The organism is Neptunomonas sp. ABH4_499 (genome assembly GCF_056160565.1).
This window is the reverse complement of record NZ_JBSWXK010000004.1, coordinates 176,331-191,487: the sequence shown is the minus strand read 5'-3', so window position 1 is coordinate 191,487 and position 15,157 is coordinate 176,331. Positions and strand designations below refer to the sequence as shown.

General features: G+C 51.0%; 16 protein-coding genes. 7 read left to right on the top strand and 9 right to left on the bottom strand.

From position 1 onward, the window contains the following. Window positions 1-9: 9 nt before the first annotated feature. The gene (locus tag ACXAF9_RS05780; protein WP_475071542.1) at window positions 10-1,113 is read right to left on the bottom strand and encodes a phosphoribosylaminoimidazolesuccinocarboxamide synthase; all 1,104 of its coding nucleotides are present in this window, start codon (window positions 1,111-1,113) and stop codon (window positions 10-12) included. Window positions 1,114-1,253: 140 nt separating this feature from the next. Here ACXAF9_RS05780 and ACXAF9_RS05775 point away from each other — a divergent pair, with 140 nt between their 5' ends. The 5 genes from ACXAF9_RS05775 to ACXAF9_RS05755 all read left to right on the top strand — a co-directional run bounded on the left by ACXAF9_RS05775 (window position 1,254) and on the right by ACXAF9_RS05755 (window position 5,024). Beyond that, entirely contained in the window at window positions 1,254-1,517 is a 264-nt protein-coding gene (locus ACXAF9_RS05775) for a Trp family transcriptional regulator (RefSeq protein ID WP_475071540.1), read from the top strand. A gap of 95 nt (window positions 1,518-1,612) precedes the next feature. Further along, a complete protein-coding gene (locus ACXAF9_RS05770) occupies window positions 1,613-3,001 on the top strand; it encodes an anthranilate synthase component I family protein (protein ID WP_475071537.1) in 1,389 nt (462 codons plus the stop codon). A 2-nt stretch (window positions 3,002-3,003) separates the two neighbouring features. Next, entirely contained in the window at window positions 3,004-3,666 is a 663-nt protein-coding gene (locus ACXAF9_RS05765) for an anthranilate synthase component II (RefSeq protein WP_475071535.1), read from the top strand. 66 nt (window positions 3,667-3,732) lie between these two features. After that, complete coding sequence (locus ACXAF9_RS05760; RefSeq protein ID WP_475071532.1) at window positions 3,733-4,353, top strand: nucleoside/nucleotide kinase family protein; 621 nt, start codon at window positions 3,733-3,735, stop codon at window positions 4,351-4,353. A 50-nt stretch (window positions 4,354-4,403) separates the two neighbouring features. After that, on the top strand, window positions 4,404-5,024 hold the full coding sequence (locus ACXAF9_RS05755) for a hypothetical protein (RefSeq protein WP_475071530.1): 621 nt from the start codon (window positions 4,404-4,406) through the stop codon (window positions 5,022-5,024). Here the strand turns inward: ACXAF9_RS05755 and dld are convergent. From dld to miaB, 6 genes are all read right to left on the bottom strand, one after another. After that, window positions 5,021-6,763: a D-lactate dehydrogenase gene (gene dld / locus ACXAF9_RS05750; RefSeq protein WP_475071528.1), complete on the bottom strand. Its 1,743-nt coding sequence runs from the start codon at window positions 6,761-6,763 to the stop codon at window positions 5,021-5,023. The genes ACXAF9_RS05755 and dld overlap by 4 nt on opposite strands. A 110-nt stretch (window positions 6,764-6,873) precedes the next feature. Next, window positions 6,874-8,370, bottom strand: coding sequence for an apolipoprotein N-acyltransferase (lnt, locus tag ACXAF9_RS05745; RefSeq protein WP_475071526.1), 1,497 nt, complete (start codon window positions 8,368-8,370; stop codon window positions 6,874-6,876). 127 nt (window positions 8,371-8,497) lie between these two features. Beyond that, a complete protein-coding gene (locus ACXAF9_RS05740) occupies window positions 8,498-9,331 on the bottom strand; it encodes an HlyC/CorC family transporter (protein WP_475071524.1) in 834 nt (277 codons plus the stop codon). 9 nt (window positions 9,332-9,340) lie between these two features. Beyond that, window positions 9,341-9,802: an rRNA maturation RNase YbeY gene (gene ybeY, locus ACXAF9_RS05735; protein WP_475071522.1), complete on the bottom strand. Its 462-nt coding sequence runs from the start codon at window positions 9,800-9,802 to the stop codon at window positions 9,341-9,343. Further along, window positions 9,799-10,833, bottom strand: a complete 1,035-nt coding sequence (locus tag ACXAF9_RS05730) for a PhoH family protein (protein WP_475071520.1) — start codon at window positions 10,831-10,833, stop codon at window positions 9,799-9,801. Before ACXAF9_RS05730 ends, ybeY begins: the two co-directional genes overlap by 4 nt. A gap of 19 nt (window positions 10,834-10,852) precedes the next feature. After that, on the bottom strand, window positions 10,853-12,202 hold the full coding sequence (gene miaB / locus ACXAF9_RS05725; protein ID WP_475071518.1) for a tRNA (N6-isopentenyl adenosine(37)-C2)-methylthiotransferase MiaB: 1,350 nt from the start codon (window positions 12,200-12,202) through the stop codon (window positions 10,853-10,855). A 218-nt stretch (window positions 12,203-12,420) separates the two neighbouring features. On the opposite strand from miaB, the gene ACXAF9_RS05720 reads away from it, so the two are divergent. Then, window positions 12,421-12,750, top strand: a complete 330-nt coding sequence (locus ACXAF9_RS05720; protein ID WP_475071516.1) for a DUF1820 family protein — start codon at window positions 12,421-12,423, stop codon at window positions 12,748-12,750. Window positions 12,751-12,810: 60 nt separating this feature from the next. Here the strand turns inward: ACXAF9_RS05720 and ACXAF9_RS05715 are convergent, their stop codons facing one another. Together ACXAF9_RS05715 and epmB are read right to left on the bottom strand one after the other, a co-directional pair. Continuing rightward, complete coding sequence (locus ACXAF9_RS05715) at window positions 12,811-13,293, bottom strand: hypothetical protein (RefSeq protein ID WP_475071514.1); 483 nt, start codon at window positions 13,291-13,293, stop codon at window positions 12,811-12,813. Window positions 13,294-13,413: 120 nt separating this feature from the next. After that, window positions 13,414-14,448, bottom strand: coding sequence for an EF-P beta-lysylation protein EpmB (epmB, locus tag ACXAF9_RS05710; protein WP_475071511.1), 1,035 nt, complete (start codon window positions 14,446-14,448; stop codon window positions 13,414-13,416). A 119-nt stretch (window positions 14,449-14,567) separates the two neighbouring features. On the opposite strand from epmB, the gene efp reads away from it, so the two are divergent. Further along, window positions 14,568-15,131, top strand: coding sequence for an elongation factor P (gene efp / locus ACXAF9_RS05705; protein ID WP_475071508.1), 564 nt, complete (start codon window positions 14,568-14,570; stop codon window positions 15,129-15,131). Window positions 15,132-15,157 lie beyond the last annotated feature (26 nt).

The following is a 15,157-nucleotide window of genomic DNA, read 5'->3' as shown; positions in this document are numbered from 1 at the left end:
TAAAGCGGCCTAGTCGATTAGGCCGTACTCCTCTTTAAGAATAGCAATGATTTCTGCTTTTGGGTTGTCCGAGAGATGGATCGTTTGACCAATGATTTTCTCGGCAATGCCCACATAGGTGCGAGAAATATCCAGCATCACCTCTTCAGGCAGGGCGTTGTCGCGGGCCAGTGCTTCACGCTCATCCATGCGCTCTTTGTTTAAGAGGATGTCAGGGTCGGGGAAGTGGTTCAGCAGCCACTGACGGAAACCCTCTTTGGAGTTTTCGATGATCTTACCCTCTTGGTAAGCGGCGCCATCCCAAATACGGGATGAATCCGGTGTGCCCACCTCATCCATGTAGATCAGTTTTTCTTGGCCTTTGGCATCGGTCACATAACCAAACTCAAATTTGGTATCCACAAAGATCTGATCAATCTCAGCCAGCGCATCGCTGATCACGCCAAAGCCTTCTTTCAACAGTTTTTCGTACTGATCGATGTCAGCTTTGGAGCTTAAATTGAACGCCGCAAAATGGTTTTCCAGATCAGCACGAGTGATGTTCACATCGTCCGCTTCGGGAACGCCTGGAATACCGCGCAAGATACCTTTGGTGGATGGTGTGATTAAAATCTCGGGCAGTTTTTGATCTTTTTGAAGGCCTTCTGGCAAGGTGATGCCGCAGAACTCGCGCTCGCCCTTGCTGTAAGCACGCCACATGGAACCTGTGATGTATTGACGGCAGATCGCTTCAACCATGACAGGTTTGGCTTTTTGCACAATCCACACAAACGGGTGCGGGATATCCAAAATATGGCTGTCGGCTAACCCGTTTTCTTTGAACAGACCAAACCAATGATTCGAGATAGCGTTCAGCGCCGCGCCTTTACCCGGTACGCCATTAAGGCCGTTTTCACCCTGCCAAATGCAATCAAACGCCGAGATACGGTCGCTGATCACCATGATCGCAAGCGGTGCATCGTCGGCCACATCGTAGCCTTTCTCCTGAATCAAGCGACGGCTGTCGGCCTCGGTCAGCCAATAGACTGAGCGCACTTTACCGGAATGGATTGGTTTATCAGTGCGGATCGGGAGATCGTTATTCACGGCCAAAACAGTGTCGGCAAGGCTCATCGGAAAAAGTCCTGTTCAAAAGAGAAGAATGCTCAAATTTTAACAGAATCCTGCGCATCGACCAGACCCTTTGAGAGGGGGCGTTATGTGATTTAAAAATGTACTAGCGTACTAGTATGGTGATACGTTACACTCCAGCTATGGATAAAGAAAACGAATACGTAGCGGATCTGATCGATCACCTACTCTCCCTATCAAGCCCTAGTGCACTGGAAAACAGCCTGCGCGAGCTGCTGACGCCTGCGGAGTTCACAGAAGTGACCAAGCGGCTGCAGATCATTCGCATGCTCGAAGCCGGTGTGCCGCAGCGACAAATCGCTGAAACGCTGGGTGTGGGCATCGCGACCGTAACGCGAGGCTCGAAGATACTGAGTGCCCGCCAAGACGGGGAAGGGGAGTCGTGATGAGTTGCAAGATTGGTCAGTACTTAGGTCAGTTTCGATGGCGAACATCGCTTTAATTCGACCGCCATCCATCCTTTATACGATTTGAGACGATTATGAAACGACACCCAGAACGCATCGAACTGCCTCGCAAACCGCACTATGTCACCTTAACCGCGGATTGCGATTTCTTTGGCCTCTTTAAACAGATCGATAAACGCTTTGATACCTGCTTTATGCTGGAGTCCTTGGGCGAAGAGAGCTTTATCTCTCGCTACTCGATCATCGGTTTTGACCCGGAAAAAACACTGTACGCCAACGGTAACGAGCTGTGCATCGAAGACCGTGAAGGTAATGTGGAGCGCTATGAGAGCGACAACCCGTATTACCTACTGCGCGAGATTGTCCCGCAGGATGTGATCTCGCGTAAGTACGCCGGTGGCTTAACGGGCTACCTTGGCTACGACAGCATGAACTACTTTGAGCCAAGCCTGAGCCTGCAAAGCAGCGAGATGTTCGATGCCTTCCGCTTTGGTCTTTATAAGGATGGTTTGATCCTCGATAAGATGACCGGCGAAGTGTTCTACTTCTACTACAGCGATAATCGCATCGGTTTGATCGAAGAGCTACTGAACACCCCATACGAGGGCAATGGCGAGCTTGAGATCGAAAACTTAGGCGACACCATGAGCCAAGAAGATCATGCCAAAGCGGTGATGAAGGTCAAACAAGACATCATCGACGGTAAGATTTTCCAAACCGAAGTGGGCTTTAAAAAACGCTTCCGCTTGAAAGGCGACACCATCAACATTTACGAGCAACTGCGTGAGGTGAACCCGTCGCCGCAGATGTATTACGTCAAGTTTGGCGAGCAAAAACTGATTGGCGCAAGCCCAGAGCTGTTGTTCCGACTTCGCCAAGGCGAGATGGAAACCTTCCCTCTGGCCGGTACCACCACCCGTGGCAAAACCGAAGAGGAAGACCGCACTTTGGCGCGCAAACTCTTGAACGACCCTAAAGAGATTGCCGAGCACAACATGATTGTGGACTTGCACCGCAACGACATTGGCCGTGTTGCTCAGTTTGGTACCGTGAAAGTACGAAGCCTGATGGACATCAAACGCTTTAGCCACGTACAGCATATCTCCAGCGAAATTGTGGGGATTATCTCCCAAGAGCAAGATATGTTCTCGGCGCTGGCCAGCAACTTCCCAGCGGGCACGTTAACCGGTGCACCGAAAATCGAGGCGATGAAAATCATTGACGATCTAGAAGCCGATGGCCGCGGCCCATACGGTGGTGCGGTAGGTCACTTCTCCTTTAACGGCGATTGCACCTTTGCGATCCCGATTCGTACCGTGTTTGCCAATGGCGAGGAAGCCTACGTTCAAACCTGCGGGGGCAACGTCTACGACTCCAATCCAGAGGATGAATACGAAGAGATTCGCCGTAAATTTGCCGGGACTAAAAAAGTGCTAGATCAATTCATCAAGGCGGAGGCGTAATCATGAACGTATTGATTGTGGATAACTACGACTCTTTCACTTACAACCTGTATCAATTCATCGGCGAGATCCTCACCACAGAGAAGATCAAAGGCCAAATTGACGATTTCACCATCACGGTTAAGCGCAATGATGAAATCACCCTTGAAGAGATCAAAACCTTAAATCCGGATCGCATCATCATCTCACCAGGGCCAGGCTCACCGGACGATGAAGCCTACTTTGGTGTGTGTGCCGATGTGATTCGAGAGCTGGGTAAAACCACACCGCTGTTAGGTGTGTGCCTTGGTATGCAGGGGATCACGCACGTGTTTGGTGGCAAGGTGGTTAAAGCACCATTACCGATGCACGGTAAGGTCAGCCCGATTCGCCACGACAGTTCCGGTATGTTCCGCTCCATCCCCGATCAGCTCGAAGTGATGCGTTATCACTCTCTGATTGCGGAAGCCGAAAGCTTCCCGGATGCCTTGAAGATTACCGCGGTGGTGGGGGATCTAAGCCAAGATCAGTTCGAGCAGCTAGAGCGCGTTCGCCAAGGCGGTGAGTTTGAAATCATGGGGATTCAGCACCGCGAATACCCGATCTATGGCATTCAATTCCACCCCGAATCCTTCGCGACCGAGGGCGGTAAAGAGCTGATCCGTAACTTTATTTTTATTGAGTAATCGCGGTCTTATCATTGCCAAAAAGCCACCTAACGATCAGGTGGCTTTTTTATGGGAGCGAGTTTTATGCAGGATCTTATTCAACACCTAAAAACGTACTTGGCTTCTGATTCCCAAAACACGCTTTGGATCGGCCTTGCAGGCGCCCCCGGCAGCGGTAAAAGTACGCTTGCGGCCAAGTTACAGACGCAGTTTGGTGATACCTTGCTGGTTATCCCGCAAGATGGCTATCACTACTACCGCCATCAACTGGATGCGATGCCAGACCCCGCCATGGCTCATGCAAGACGAGGTTCGCCCTTTACCTTTGATGCTGAGCGTTTTGTAAACGACTTAATTCAAGCGAAAGTCACGGGTACTGGCGTATTTCCAAGTTTTGATCACGGTGGTGGTGACCCCATTGAACAAGCCATTCAGCTTACCGATCAACATCGCATCGTGCTGGTGGAGGGCAGTTTTGTACTGTTAAGCGATGCGCCTTGGTGCGAGTTAAAGCGTCAAGTGTTCGATGAAAGCTGGTTTTTAAACACCAGCCTTGAAGAGTCCTGCGCGCGTGTGATCAAGCGTCACCTACAAGTGGGGCGTACACAAGAAGAAGCCGAATACCGAATGGTCAATAATGATCGGTTAAATGCGCAGCTGATTATTGAGCAGTCGGTTGTAAATGCGGACCGGCTCATTGATTAGCAAGACCTCCTCAGATAAGGTAAAGCCCCCAGCTATCAAGGATGATCAGCATGAATCAAGCACCAGATACCCCAACACTAGACCAAGCTCTGGCGGATTTTTACGCGAAAAGTGGTTTCGAGGTCGAAACCGGCAAACGCCCTTTATTTGTGGATGTGTTTATTGGTTGCTTGTTGGTACCACTGCCCAACATTGATACCCGCCGTAAATACCTGAAATACCACGACCTTCATCATGTAATTACAGGATACGATGCGAGCCAAATTGGCGAGGGGGAGGTCAGCGCTTGGGAGCTTGGAACAGGCAGTTTGATCCACCCTGTTTTGATGTTTATGAATCTAATTGCGATCTCGACGGCGTTGGCGATCAGCCCAAAGCGGGTGTTCAAGGCTTACCTACTTGGCTGTAAAAGCCGAAACCTGTATTGCCCCAAAGTGCGAAGACGCATTGAGTCTGGTGAGCTATCACGGTTGGATCAGGCCAAAGCGGAGTTTGTAAATTGCCGCTGCAGTGACGGTATGATCGCTTTAAAGATGATCCCGTTTGCGCTGTACGCCATACTTTCGGTGCTGGTGCACGCGGGTTTAGTCATCCCAGCTTTGATCTACAAAAAGGTGTGGGGGCGGTTTTTCCCCGCCCCGTGGGTCAAAAAAGTACGCGTTAAATCTTAATGATTGCAGCACGAGGGCTTATCGCCTTCGGTTGCGCCTGCTTCGGCCCAGTTTTTCAATTTGGTGGTTTTACCAATGCCTGGGTTAAAGCTGTTGGTTGGGTCCAGCGACTTATAAAAGTTTTTCAGCGTAGGTTTGGCAAAGTACTCGTGGCCTACGTTGTGCTCGGCTGGGTATTCTGCCCCACGGGCATCAAAGGTTTCTAAGATTTTCGCTTTCAAGGCTTTGGCATCCGCGTCTTTTTTCACAATGTAGACCTGGTGCATAACGTGGCAGAACAGGTGGCCGTAGTAGAATTTAGCCGCAATCTGGTTATCGATTTCTGGCGGTAGGGTTTCAAACCAATCTTGTTCATTACGTGGGAGGGCCACGTCAACGGTCATCATGGCGCCAAGGTCTTTGCTGTTCATCGCAAGGTAGCGGCCAATTGCACCACCGGCCGCAAAGCGGTGAAGGATGGCTTTGTCGCCTTCCTCTTTGGTGCACTCAAAATAATCGCCAGAGTTCGTTTTGAAAAACTCTGTCAGGTAGGCGCGTAATTCGTCGACGCCGTCGTTGCTCATCTCCAGAATCCAGTGGTGCTCAAAACGGTCGCGGTACTCGTCCATGCGTTTTGGCAGATGGTTGGGCCACAGGTAGCTCATGTACTGCATGATGCGGTCCGACATCTTGGGCGGCAAGAAGGAGAACTTACCCGCAATGCGATCGACTTTGCGTTTGAGATCGAACATTTTTGGGATGTACTTCGAGCCCAGCTTGTCGATCACAATAAAGGTATCTTTGCCGTATTTTTTGGAGGCATCGTAGCAGTCGCGGTGCAGGTATTCGCCCGATACTGGCAGGTTTTCAAACGTCGAGAGCACATCACGACGAATCTTAGCCAGTACGGCTGGGTCATCAGTGCCTACATAGAAGACTTGATGCTTTTCAGGGATAGGAAACGTATCCAAACGGACCGCAAACACCGCAAGTTTGCCTGCGCAGCCAGAGGCTTCGTACAGGCGGCGGCCATCGTTATTAAACCGTGATGGGGTGTCGGCATCGACGTCACGAACTCGCTCGTGATATTCGTTATCCGAGGCGCGTGCGGTGTCTGGGTGCTGCACGTTCGCATCCGTGTAGTTTTTCTCTTGTAGGTTGGTGAGGATCTCCTCCGGTGTTGAGCCAAGGTCGATCCCTAAGTTGTTCACCAAAGACAGCTCGCCATTGGTATCTACTTGGGCAAACAGCGACAACTCAGTGTACGCAGGGCCTCGTTGAACCAAAGCCCCGCCAGAGTTATTACAGATACCGCCAACAATGGATGCGCCAATGCAAGAGGAACCAATCACCGAATGCGGTTCGCGACCGTAAGGGGCCAGGACCTCTTCAAGTCCAAATAACGTACTGCCTGCAAGACCGACGATCTGTTTCGCATTGTCGATTAATTGAATCTCATCGATGCGCATGGTGCTGATGATCACCAAAGGGCGATCATATTCTTTGCCATCTGGCGTGGAACCGCCGGTCAGGCCAGTGTTTGCCGCTTGCATTATGACCGCAACGTCGGCTTTGTTACACGCCTTTAGAACCTTCCAGATCTCTAACAAGGTGGCTGGGCGCACCACCGCCATCGCCTCGCCCGAGCCAAAACGAAACCCTTTGGTGTATGGCAGCATTTTGTCGCTGTCACTGATCAGGTAAGAAGCGCCAACAAGGGCTTTAAGTTCGTTGAGGAGATCGGTCTTCACATCTGACATGGCGGTTTCCAATTAGCTAAATAACAAAGGCAGTAGCGCTTACACAGGATGAGCCGTGTATTTTAAAGCATTTAGTGGTCGCGTTCTAACATGCACGTTTCCTAAAACGATTATTCGCGTCGGGTTCTGGCCTGAAACGCCAGCAACAATAACGCCAACGCCATAACCGCAACCGGCCATAACCCCCAACGTTGATAAGGGGTGTGGCCATTTCGACTCTGAATTGTGCCGTGCAAAACGCCCTCTTTATACGCAGGAATGCTCATACTGATCTTCCCGTCGGGGGCGATTAGCGCGGTTAGGCCGTTGTTGGTGCTTCGGACCAACCAGCGTCCGTTCTCAAGTGCACGCATACGGGCAATCTGTAAGTGCTGATCGGGCGCGATGGTGTGGCTAAACCACGTATCGTTCGAAACGGTGATCAGCCAGTCGCTGTCTTGGGCTGTTTCACGCACCAGCTCTGGGTAGGCGATCTCGTAACAGATGGCTGCCGATACCTTCATGTGGCCGGCCTCTAAAGGGCCTTGGCCTGGGGCGGGTAAGCTGAAGCTCGACATCGGGAGGTCAAAAAAACCACCGAGTTTGCGAAGCAAGGCTTGGAAAGGAACGTACTCGCCAAAGGGGACAAGGCGCTGCTTATGATAGACATCACCATCGCCGGTTAATACCGCCAAGCTGTTAAACACATCATAGCCATCGGGGGCTTGGGGGTTAAATTCAAGTGACGGAATACCGCTGATCAGAATGCGCTGGTCTTGATCAAACTGCTGCAACAGCGGGAACAAATACGGGCTGGCTTCGCTGTAGATCGCGGATACGGCCGTCTCTGGCCAAACAACCACCGGGGCGCGGGTTTTTTCTTGGGTGATGTTGACGTAGCGCATCAAAAAATCGGGCAGGTAGTTTGGGTTCCATTTCAAATCCTGCGGAATATTCGCTTGAACGATGTCCACATCAAACGGCTCGCCTTTGGGTTGCGTCCACTCATGGTCCAGCAAAGGCAAGGCGCACAGTACAGTGATGGTTGCGGCACACAGTGCCCGTTGTGGGAGTGTTTTTGCGGTAAAGAGATTGACAAGGCAGGCACTGATGGTGACACACACAAAGCTGACCAACCATACGCCGCCCATCGGCGCCAGTGCGCTAAAGGGGGTGTCGATTAACGCATAGCCGCTGTAGAGCCAAGGAAAGCCTGTTAAAAACCAACTGCGCAGCCACTCGGCAAACATCCAAGTGCCGACAAAACCGGCGACACTGAAGCCTTTGCGCGAAAACCATCTGGCATACAGATACGTTTGCAGCATGAAAAAGAGTGCAAGCCCAAGCGCAAACAGCGCGGTCATTAACACCGCCAGTGGCAGTGGCGTGCCCCCAAAATCATGGATGCTGCGAAACACCCAAGAAACCCCGACACCATAAAAGCCAACACCAAAGACCCAGCCATACCACAGGCTTTGTTTGACGCTGGTATGGCGAATCAAACTGTAAAGGATGGCCGGCGTGATAAAGATTAAAGGCCAAAGTTCAAATGGCGCAAAAGCGAGAGGGGTGAGCGCGCCAGCGGTCAGTGCTGAAAGAGCTCGAAAACGAGGGGGGATACCCGCCATGAATGCTTCCTTGGGGTTGATTCAAGAGATACCGCTATCTTACTGTATGAATCTAAAGATGAAATCCTTTCAGACTCAAGACACAAAAAAGGGCGATTAACTCGCCCTTAGTACCCAGAAACCGTCATCAGTTTCGTGCGACTTGTAAAAGTCGAATTCGACGGTTGTCCGATGAGAGCACCTTAAAGGTGAAACCATCAATGATGACCTCTTCATCTTTGCGCGGTAAGTGACCAAAACGGCGGGTCACGATGCCACCTATGGTATCGAACTCGTCCGATGGTAGGCTGCAATTGAAGTACTCGTTGAAATCATCGATTTCGGTCAGCGCTTTTACAATGTAGGCGTTTTCATCAAACGGACGGATGTTGCCATCGTTATCGTCTACATCGTGCTCATCTTCGATCTCACCTACGATCTGCTCAAGCACATCTTCGATGGTCACAAGGCCTGCAATGCCGCCGTACTCATCAATGACAACGGCCATGTGATTGCGGGTGGCACGAAACTCTTTGAGCAGGGTGTTTAGGCGCTTACTTTCAGGGATGAACGTCGCTTTGCGAAGTTTGCTGTAGATGTCGAACTCTTCCTGATTATCTTCAAGGATTAAAGGAAGTAGGTCTTTTGCCAGCAAGACACCGATCACTTCGTCGGGTGATTCACCAATCACCGGGAAACGCGAGTGTGCGCTTGAAATGATCAGGGGGAGAAACTCTTTTGGAGTTTGATCGGCTTGAACCACGGCCATTTGTGAGCGTGGAATCATGATGTCGCGAACTTGCATTTCGGACACCTGCATTGCGCCTTCGATGATATTAAGGGCATCGTAATCGAGGATGTTTTCCTCGGCGGCCTCCCTTAAAAAGTCTAAAACGTCCGTGCGACTTTTTGGTTCATCAGAAAACGCCTGGGCAAGGCGCCCGAACCAACTTCGGGGTTGTCCCGTTCGATCTTCACTCATAAAAGAGCCTCATTCTCCTTCAAAATAGGGGTCTGGAATGTTCAGTTTTTCGAGCAATTGGATCTCCAGTGATTCCATCTGCTCAGCGTCAGCCTCATTTATATGATCGAATCCGATCAGATGCAAGATGCCATGGATGACCATGTGCGCCCAATGGTTGTGTAAAGGCTTCTTTTGTTCGGTAGCTTCCGTGGCTACTACCTCGGCACAGATGGCTAAATCCCCCAAAATTTCGGTCGGGACGCCAGGCGGTGCCTCAAAAGGAAACGACAGTACATTGGTCGGTTTATCTTTTCCACGATAGGTCGAATTGAGCATCTGGCTCTCTTCGGGGTCCACTAGGCAGATGCAGACTTCGGCCTCATCTCGCTGGCCTTCCAGCGCCAAAGCGACCCAACGTTCAAAGTCGGCATCGCTTGGCAGCTCTGGGCCATCGACTTCGCGTTGGATCTCTATGTAGAGCTCGCTCATGATTCTTTTTTCTCATCCTGAGCGCGTTTTTCGGCGCGTTTTTCAAAACGGTCGTACGCTTCCACAATGTGCTGAACCAGCGGGTGGCGCACCACATCTTTGGAGGTAAAGTGGGTAAAGCCAATGCCTTTGACGCCGCCGAGGACTTCCATCGCGTGCTTCAAACCCGAGGATGAGCCTTTAGGCAGGTCGACCTGCGTCACGTCACCAGTGATGACCGCGGTGGAGCCAAAACCGATACGGGTCAGGAACATCTTCATCTGTTCGCGTGTGGTGTTTTGGCTTTCATCCAAAATGACAAAGGCGTTGTTCAGCGTACGACCACGCATGTAGGCCAATGGCGCGATCTCGATGACGTTTTTCTCGATCAGTTTGGTCACTTTCTCAAAGCCGATCATCTCGTACAGCGCATCATAAAGAGGGCGCAGATAAGGGTCGACTTTCTGTGACAGGTCACCCGGCAAAAAGCCCAGTTTCTCGCCGGCTTCAACGGCAGGACGTACTAACAGGATACGTTCGATCTGCTCTTGCTCCAGCGCTTCAACAGCACACGCAACGGCCAAGTAGGTTTTACCGGTACCGGCAGGGCCGATGCCAAAGTTAATGTCGTGAGCCCAAACTGAGCGCACGTATTTTTGCTGGTTAGGCCCACGGGGGCGGATCAGCGCTTTGCGCGTGCGAATCGCCACCTCGCCACTGAACTCATCTTTGGTGCCGTTTTTATCGGCCGCCGCTTGCTCTTTACGGTGTTCTACGCCCGATTGTTGTAAGTGCAAATGGATGGATTCAGGGGTGATCTCGTAGCCTTCTAGGGCTTCGGAATACAGTTGCTGCAGCAGTTCGCTGATGGGTGTCAGTAGGGCTTCGTCGCCGCTGACTTGAAACGCGTTGCTGCGGTTGTTGATCTCGACGCCTAAGCGGGTTTCGATCAGTTTTAGATGTTGGTTGAGCTGGCCGCATAAGCTGGCCAGCGCATTGGCATCATACGGGGTCAGCGTAAAGCTGACCGCTGATGGGGATGGGGTTGTCATATAAAGCGGTGACGCTCCGTTATTGAAGGGTGTCAAGCTCAGAGCCAATCAGCTCGCCCAGAAGCGAGTTGGCGTAAGCTTCTAAAATTTTCACATCCGCAAAGTGGCCGATCAGGTCTGGGTTGCTGCAACGGAAGTTAACCACTCGGTTGTTCTCGGTACGGCCCGACATCATGCCTGGGTCTTTCTTGGAGTAACCGTTGACCAAAATGCGCTGAGTGCTGTCGACCATGCGACGGCTGATCTGCATCGCTTGCTGGATGATACGCTTTTGCAAGATGTCCAGACGTTGCTTTTTCGTCTCTTCGGTAACGGTATCTGGCAAATCAGAAGCCGGTGTACCTGGGCGACGGCTGTAGATGAAGCTGAACGAGTTATCAAAGCCGATCTCTTGGATCAGATTCATCGTTGCTTCAAAGTCCGCGTCGGTCTCGCCAGGGAAGCCGATGATAAAGTCGGACGACATGCTGAGCTCTGGGCGGATCTTCAACAGCTTGCGAATTTTGGACTTGTATTCAAGGGCGGTGTGGCCGCGTTTCATCGCCATCAAGATGCGATCCGAACCGGATTGCACTGGCAAATGAAGGTGGCTTACCAGCTCGGGTACATCGGCGTATGCCTCGATCAAGCTTTCTGAAAACTCAACTGGGTGCGAGGTGGTAAAGCGAATGCGGTCAATGCCATCGATTGCGGCAACGTTGCGGATGAGCTCAGCTAAATCGGCAAAATCACCATCGTCCGTCGCGCCTTGGTAGGCGTTTACGTTTTGGCCCAAGAGGTTTACTTCACGCACGCCTTGTTCGGCTAACTCAACGCACTCAGCCAATACATCACGCATCGGGCGGCTGACTTCTTCGCCACGCGTGTAAGGCACGACACAGAACGTACAGTATTTGCTGCAGCCTTCCATAACGGAAACAAACGCTTCTGCGCCTTCCACTTTGGGCGCGGGCAGAGCATCGAATTTCTCGATTTCTGGGAAGCTTACGTCCACCACGCCTTTAGAGCCTTGGTGGGTTAAGTCGATCATCTCTGGCAGGCGGTGCAGGGTTTGCGGGCCAAAGATCATATCCACGTACGGTGCACGTTTTAGGATGTTGTCGCCTTCTTGGCTGGCAACACAACCACCAACGCCGATCACCAAATCAGGACGCTGAGCTTTCAATTTGCGCCAACGGCCAAGCTGGTGAAAAACTTTTTCCTGTGCTTTTTCACGGATGGAGCATGTGTTGAGCAAAAGGACATCGGCATCATCCGGGTTGTCGGTTAACTCCAATGCATGGCTTTCGCCAAGAAGATCCGCCATACGAGACGAATCGTATTCGTTCATTTGGCAGCCATGAGTTTTAATAAACAGCTTTTTAGCCATTACACACCTAAACGTTTTTAGATCGCTGGACTCCGCGGCCAGAGGTAAGGGCCCTTTTTGGGCGGTCAACGGCGCGGGTCGAACTAGGTTGGTTAAAAAAAGACCAGATATTATACGCGAATGCGGCTCCTTCGAGTAGCATAATCTAGGGTTGAAAACAGACTTTTTCGACTCCATAAACGAGCCAATGACAATCAAAAAAGTGGGTGAGGTGCGGTATGGCAACGTCGAAACAGGATCATCTGTATCGTGTTGTGTTTGTAAATCAAGATAAAGTCTACGAAGTCTTTGTGAAAAACGTCTATCAAAGCGATATGTGGGGCTTTATTCAGATCGAAGATTTTGTCTTTGGTAATCGCTCGGACTTGCTGGTGGACCCCAGCGAGGAGAAGCTCAAACAGCAGTTTGCTGAGGTTAACCGCAGCTATATTCCTATGCAGGCGATCATCCGCATCGATGAGGTCAAAAAAGAGGGCGTGTCCAAAATTACAGATGCCAAAGGCAACGTCACTCAGTTTCCGGTGATGCCGCCACCGAGTAAAAACTAACAGCGAAAGCCATAAAAAAACCGGGACGTAAGCCCGGTTTTTTTGTGCCTGAACGCGCGATTATTGTGCGATGCAGGTATTGGTTTTAGCCAGTGTTTCGCCTTTGGCCACTTCAACACTGCCATCGGAGAAGACGATCTCAACCGAATCGATGTCTAGGCAAGACACACCGGAGCTGGCCCAGGTGTTGTTCCAGCTGTTACCCATGCTGCGCTCGCCAGGTCCGATAGGCCCTGCGACACGAAGGTAGGCGCTCTCATCCAGGCTCTTGCGCGCTTTGATCACTTTGCCCGCCGCATCATACGCGGTGGTGCGGAACAAAATGTACTGGTACGTGCCAGGCGAGGTGTTTAAAAAATCAATGTTAGCGCCGACAGGGCCACGTTTTGATTTGGCAATGGGCAATGCATTTTCCAGTGTGATCAGCGGGGTGATCACAATCGGTGGTGGAACTTCTGGCTCCGGTGGTGCGACAACAACTTCTTTTTGAGAGCAGGCAGAGAGCAAAGCAAGCACTGCGACTAGCCCTGTCCATTTAACCATCCTATTTAATCCAGTGTACATAAAGCGCTTAACCTGTCGGTGTGTTAGTAATCGATACAGTGATAGACGGCAGATATTAGGTGTTTTTGATGATTTTTTAAACAATTGTGGTTGAATAAATCACACTGTGAGCCAAGTTTTTGATGGCTTACCCGGAATTTCGCGCGCCAGTTTGGGGACCAAATAGCCCGGTAACCGTGCCTGAATCTGCCGAACCAATTCTGCGGCATTCTGATCTGAGATGTCAAAGTGTGCTGCACCTTGAACCGCATCCAGAACGAACAGATAGTAGGGTAAGATACCTGCTTCAAATAAACGTTCACTTAACGCGCACAGCGCATCGGCATTGTCGTTAATCCCTTTGAGTAACACCGCTTGGTTTAGCACGGTCACATTCGCGGCTTTTAACCGCGCAATAGCGGCATCCACCTCGGTATCCAACTCGTTGGCGTGATTCACGTGCACCACACACACCACGTTCAAACGACACTTTTTAAACCGTGCTGTTAGTGATTCTGTGATGCGGTTCGGTAATACCACCGGTAAGCGTGAATGGATGCGCACCCGTTTTAAGTGTGGGATCGCTTCTAGGTCATCCAACATCGAAAATAGACGCTTATCGGTAGCAACGAGCGGATCCCCCCCTGAAAAGATCACCTCGGTAATGGAGTCATCGTTACGCAAGTACTCCCGTATCGCTTGCCAATGATCACCGCTCGATTGCTGATCCGAATAAGGAAAGTGCCTTCTAAAGCAGTAGCGGCAATGAATGGCACACGCCCCCGAGAGCACCAGCAGCACACGGCCATGGTATTTATGGATCAGCCCCGGAATCGGGTTGGCATCCATCTCCTCTAAGGGGTCGGTGGTGTAACCTGGGTGAAGCTCCATTTCACGAGGGTCAGGCAATACCTGAAGCAGTAAAGGGTCGCGAGCGTCCCCTTTGCGTATCCGCTTTAAATAAGCCCCCGGCACCTTAATCGCAAAGGCTTTTGCCGCCGCCTCGCTGACATTGACCGACTCGGCGGTTAAGTCCAGCGAGCGCAAAAGGGCTTCTAAGGAGAGCGAGCAGTCTTTAAGCTCGGTTAACCAAGGCTCTTTTGTAACGGGGGAGGCGGGCGCTGCATCTAAAATGCGCATAGGGGTCACTGCCATGAAGCTGCCAAAAATGAGTGAAAGAATTTTGCTCGCATTCTCCTTTTAAGTAGAATACGAGTCAATTTCGAATAAACCGATCAATGCAAATACGTTTGCAGAACAAAAACGAGATAAACATGGCTACATATTCATCCAACCAGCTCAAGAATGGCTTAAAAGTAATGATTGATGGCGACCCTTGCGCCATTCTGGATCTGGACTTCGTAAAGCCAGGTAAAGGTCAGGCTTTTACCCGTTGTAAACTGCGTAACTTGCTGACCGGTCGTGTCTGGGAGCGTACTTTCAAATCGAACGAATCGGTTGAAGGCGCAGACGTTATGGATCGCGACATGGATTACCTGTACTTCGACGGTGAAATGTACCACTTCATGGTGCCAACCACATTCGAACAGTACGCTGTAGACGACCGTGCTATCGGTGATTCGGCTAAGTGGCTGAAAGAAAACGACAGCTGCCTGATCACCCTGTGGAACGACAACCCAATCTCGGTAACGCCGCCTAACTTTGTTGAACTGGAAGTGGTTGAGACGGACCCAGGCCTTAAAGGCGATACTGCACAAGGTGGTTCTAAACCAGCCATCATGAGCACCGGTGCGGTTGTACGTGTACCTTTGTTCATCGAACAAGGCGAAACACTGAAAATCGACACGCGTACTGGCGAATACGTTAGCCGCGCTTAATTCGATTTCGAACTTCCCAAACGGCA

Bases quoted from the DNA above. Each gene is read 5' to 3' on its own strand.
- ACXAF9_RS05780 (WP_475071542.1), bottom strand. From the start codon at position 1,113: ATGAGCCTTGCCGACACTGTTTTGGCCGTGAATAACGATCTCCCGATC.
- ACXAF9_RS05775 (WP_475071540.1), top strand. From the start codon at position 1,254: ATGGATAAAGAAAACGAATACGTAGCGGATCTGATCGATCACCTACTC.
- ACXAF9_RS05770 (WP_475071537.1), top strand. From the start codon at position 1,613: ATGAAACGACACCCAGAACGCATCGAACTGCCTCGCAAACCGCACTAT.
- ACXAF9_RS05765 (WP_475071535.1), top strand. From the start codon at position 3,004: ATGAACGTATTGATTGTGGATAACTACGACTCTTTCACTTACAACCTG.
- ACXAF9_RS05760 (WP_475071532.1), top strand. From the start codon at position 3,733: ATGCAGGATCTTATTCAACACCTAAAAACGTACTTGGCTTCTGATTCC.
- ACXAF9_RS05755 (WP_475071530.1), top strand. From the start codon at position 4,404: ATGAATCAAGCACCAGATACCCCAACACTAGACCAAGCTCTGGCGGAT.
- dld (WP_475071528.1), bottom strand. From the start codon at position 6,763: ATGTCAGATGTGAAGACCGATCTCCTCAACGAACTTAAAGCCCTTGTT.
- lnt (WP_475071526.1), bottom strand. From the start codon at position 8,370: ATGGCGGGTATCCCCCCTCGTTTTCGAGCTCTTTCAGCACTGACCGCT.
- ACXAF9_RS05740 (WP_475071524.1), bottom strand. From the start codon at position 9,331: ATGAGTGAAGATCGAACGGGACAACCCCGAAGTTGGTTCGGGCGCCTT.
- ybeY (WP_475071522.1), bottom strand. From the start codon at position 9,802: ATGAGCGAGCTCTACATAGAGATCCAACGCGAAGTCGATGGCCCAGAG.
- ACXAF9_RS05730 (WP_475071520.1), bottom strand. From the start codon at position 10,833: ATGACAACCCCATCCCCATCAGCGGTCAGCTTTACGCTGACCCCGTAT.
- miaB (WP_475071518.1), bottom strand. From the start codon at position 12,202: ATGGCTAAAAAGCTGTTTATTAAAACTCATGGCTGCCAAATGAACGAA.
- ACXAF9_RS05720 (WP_475071516.1), top strand. From the start codon at position 12,421: ATGGCAACGTCGAAACAGGATCATCTGTATCGTGTTGTGTTTGTAAAT.
- ACXAF9_RS05715 (WP_475071514.1), bottom strand. From the start codon at position 13,293: ATGGTTAAATGGACAGGGCTAGTCGCAGTGCTTGCTTTGCTCTCTGCC.
- epmB (WP_475071511.1), bottom strand. From the start codon at position 14,448: ATGGCAGTGACCCCTATGCGCATTTTAGATGCAGCGCCCGCCTCCCCC.
- efp (WP_475071508.1), top strand. From the start codon at position 14,568: ATGGCTACATATTCATCCAACCAGCTCAAGAATGGCTTAAAAGTAATG.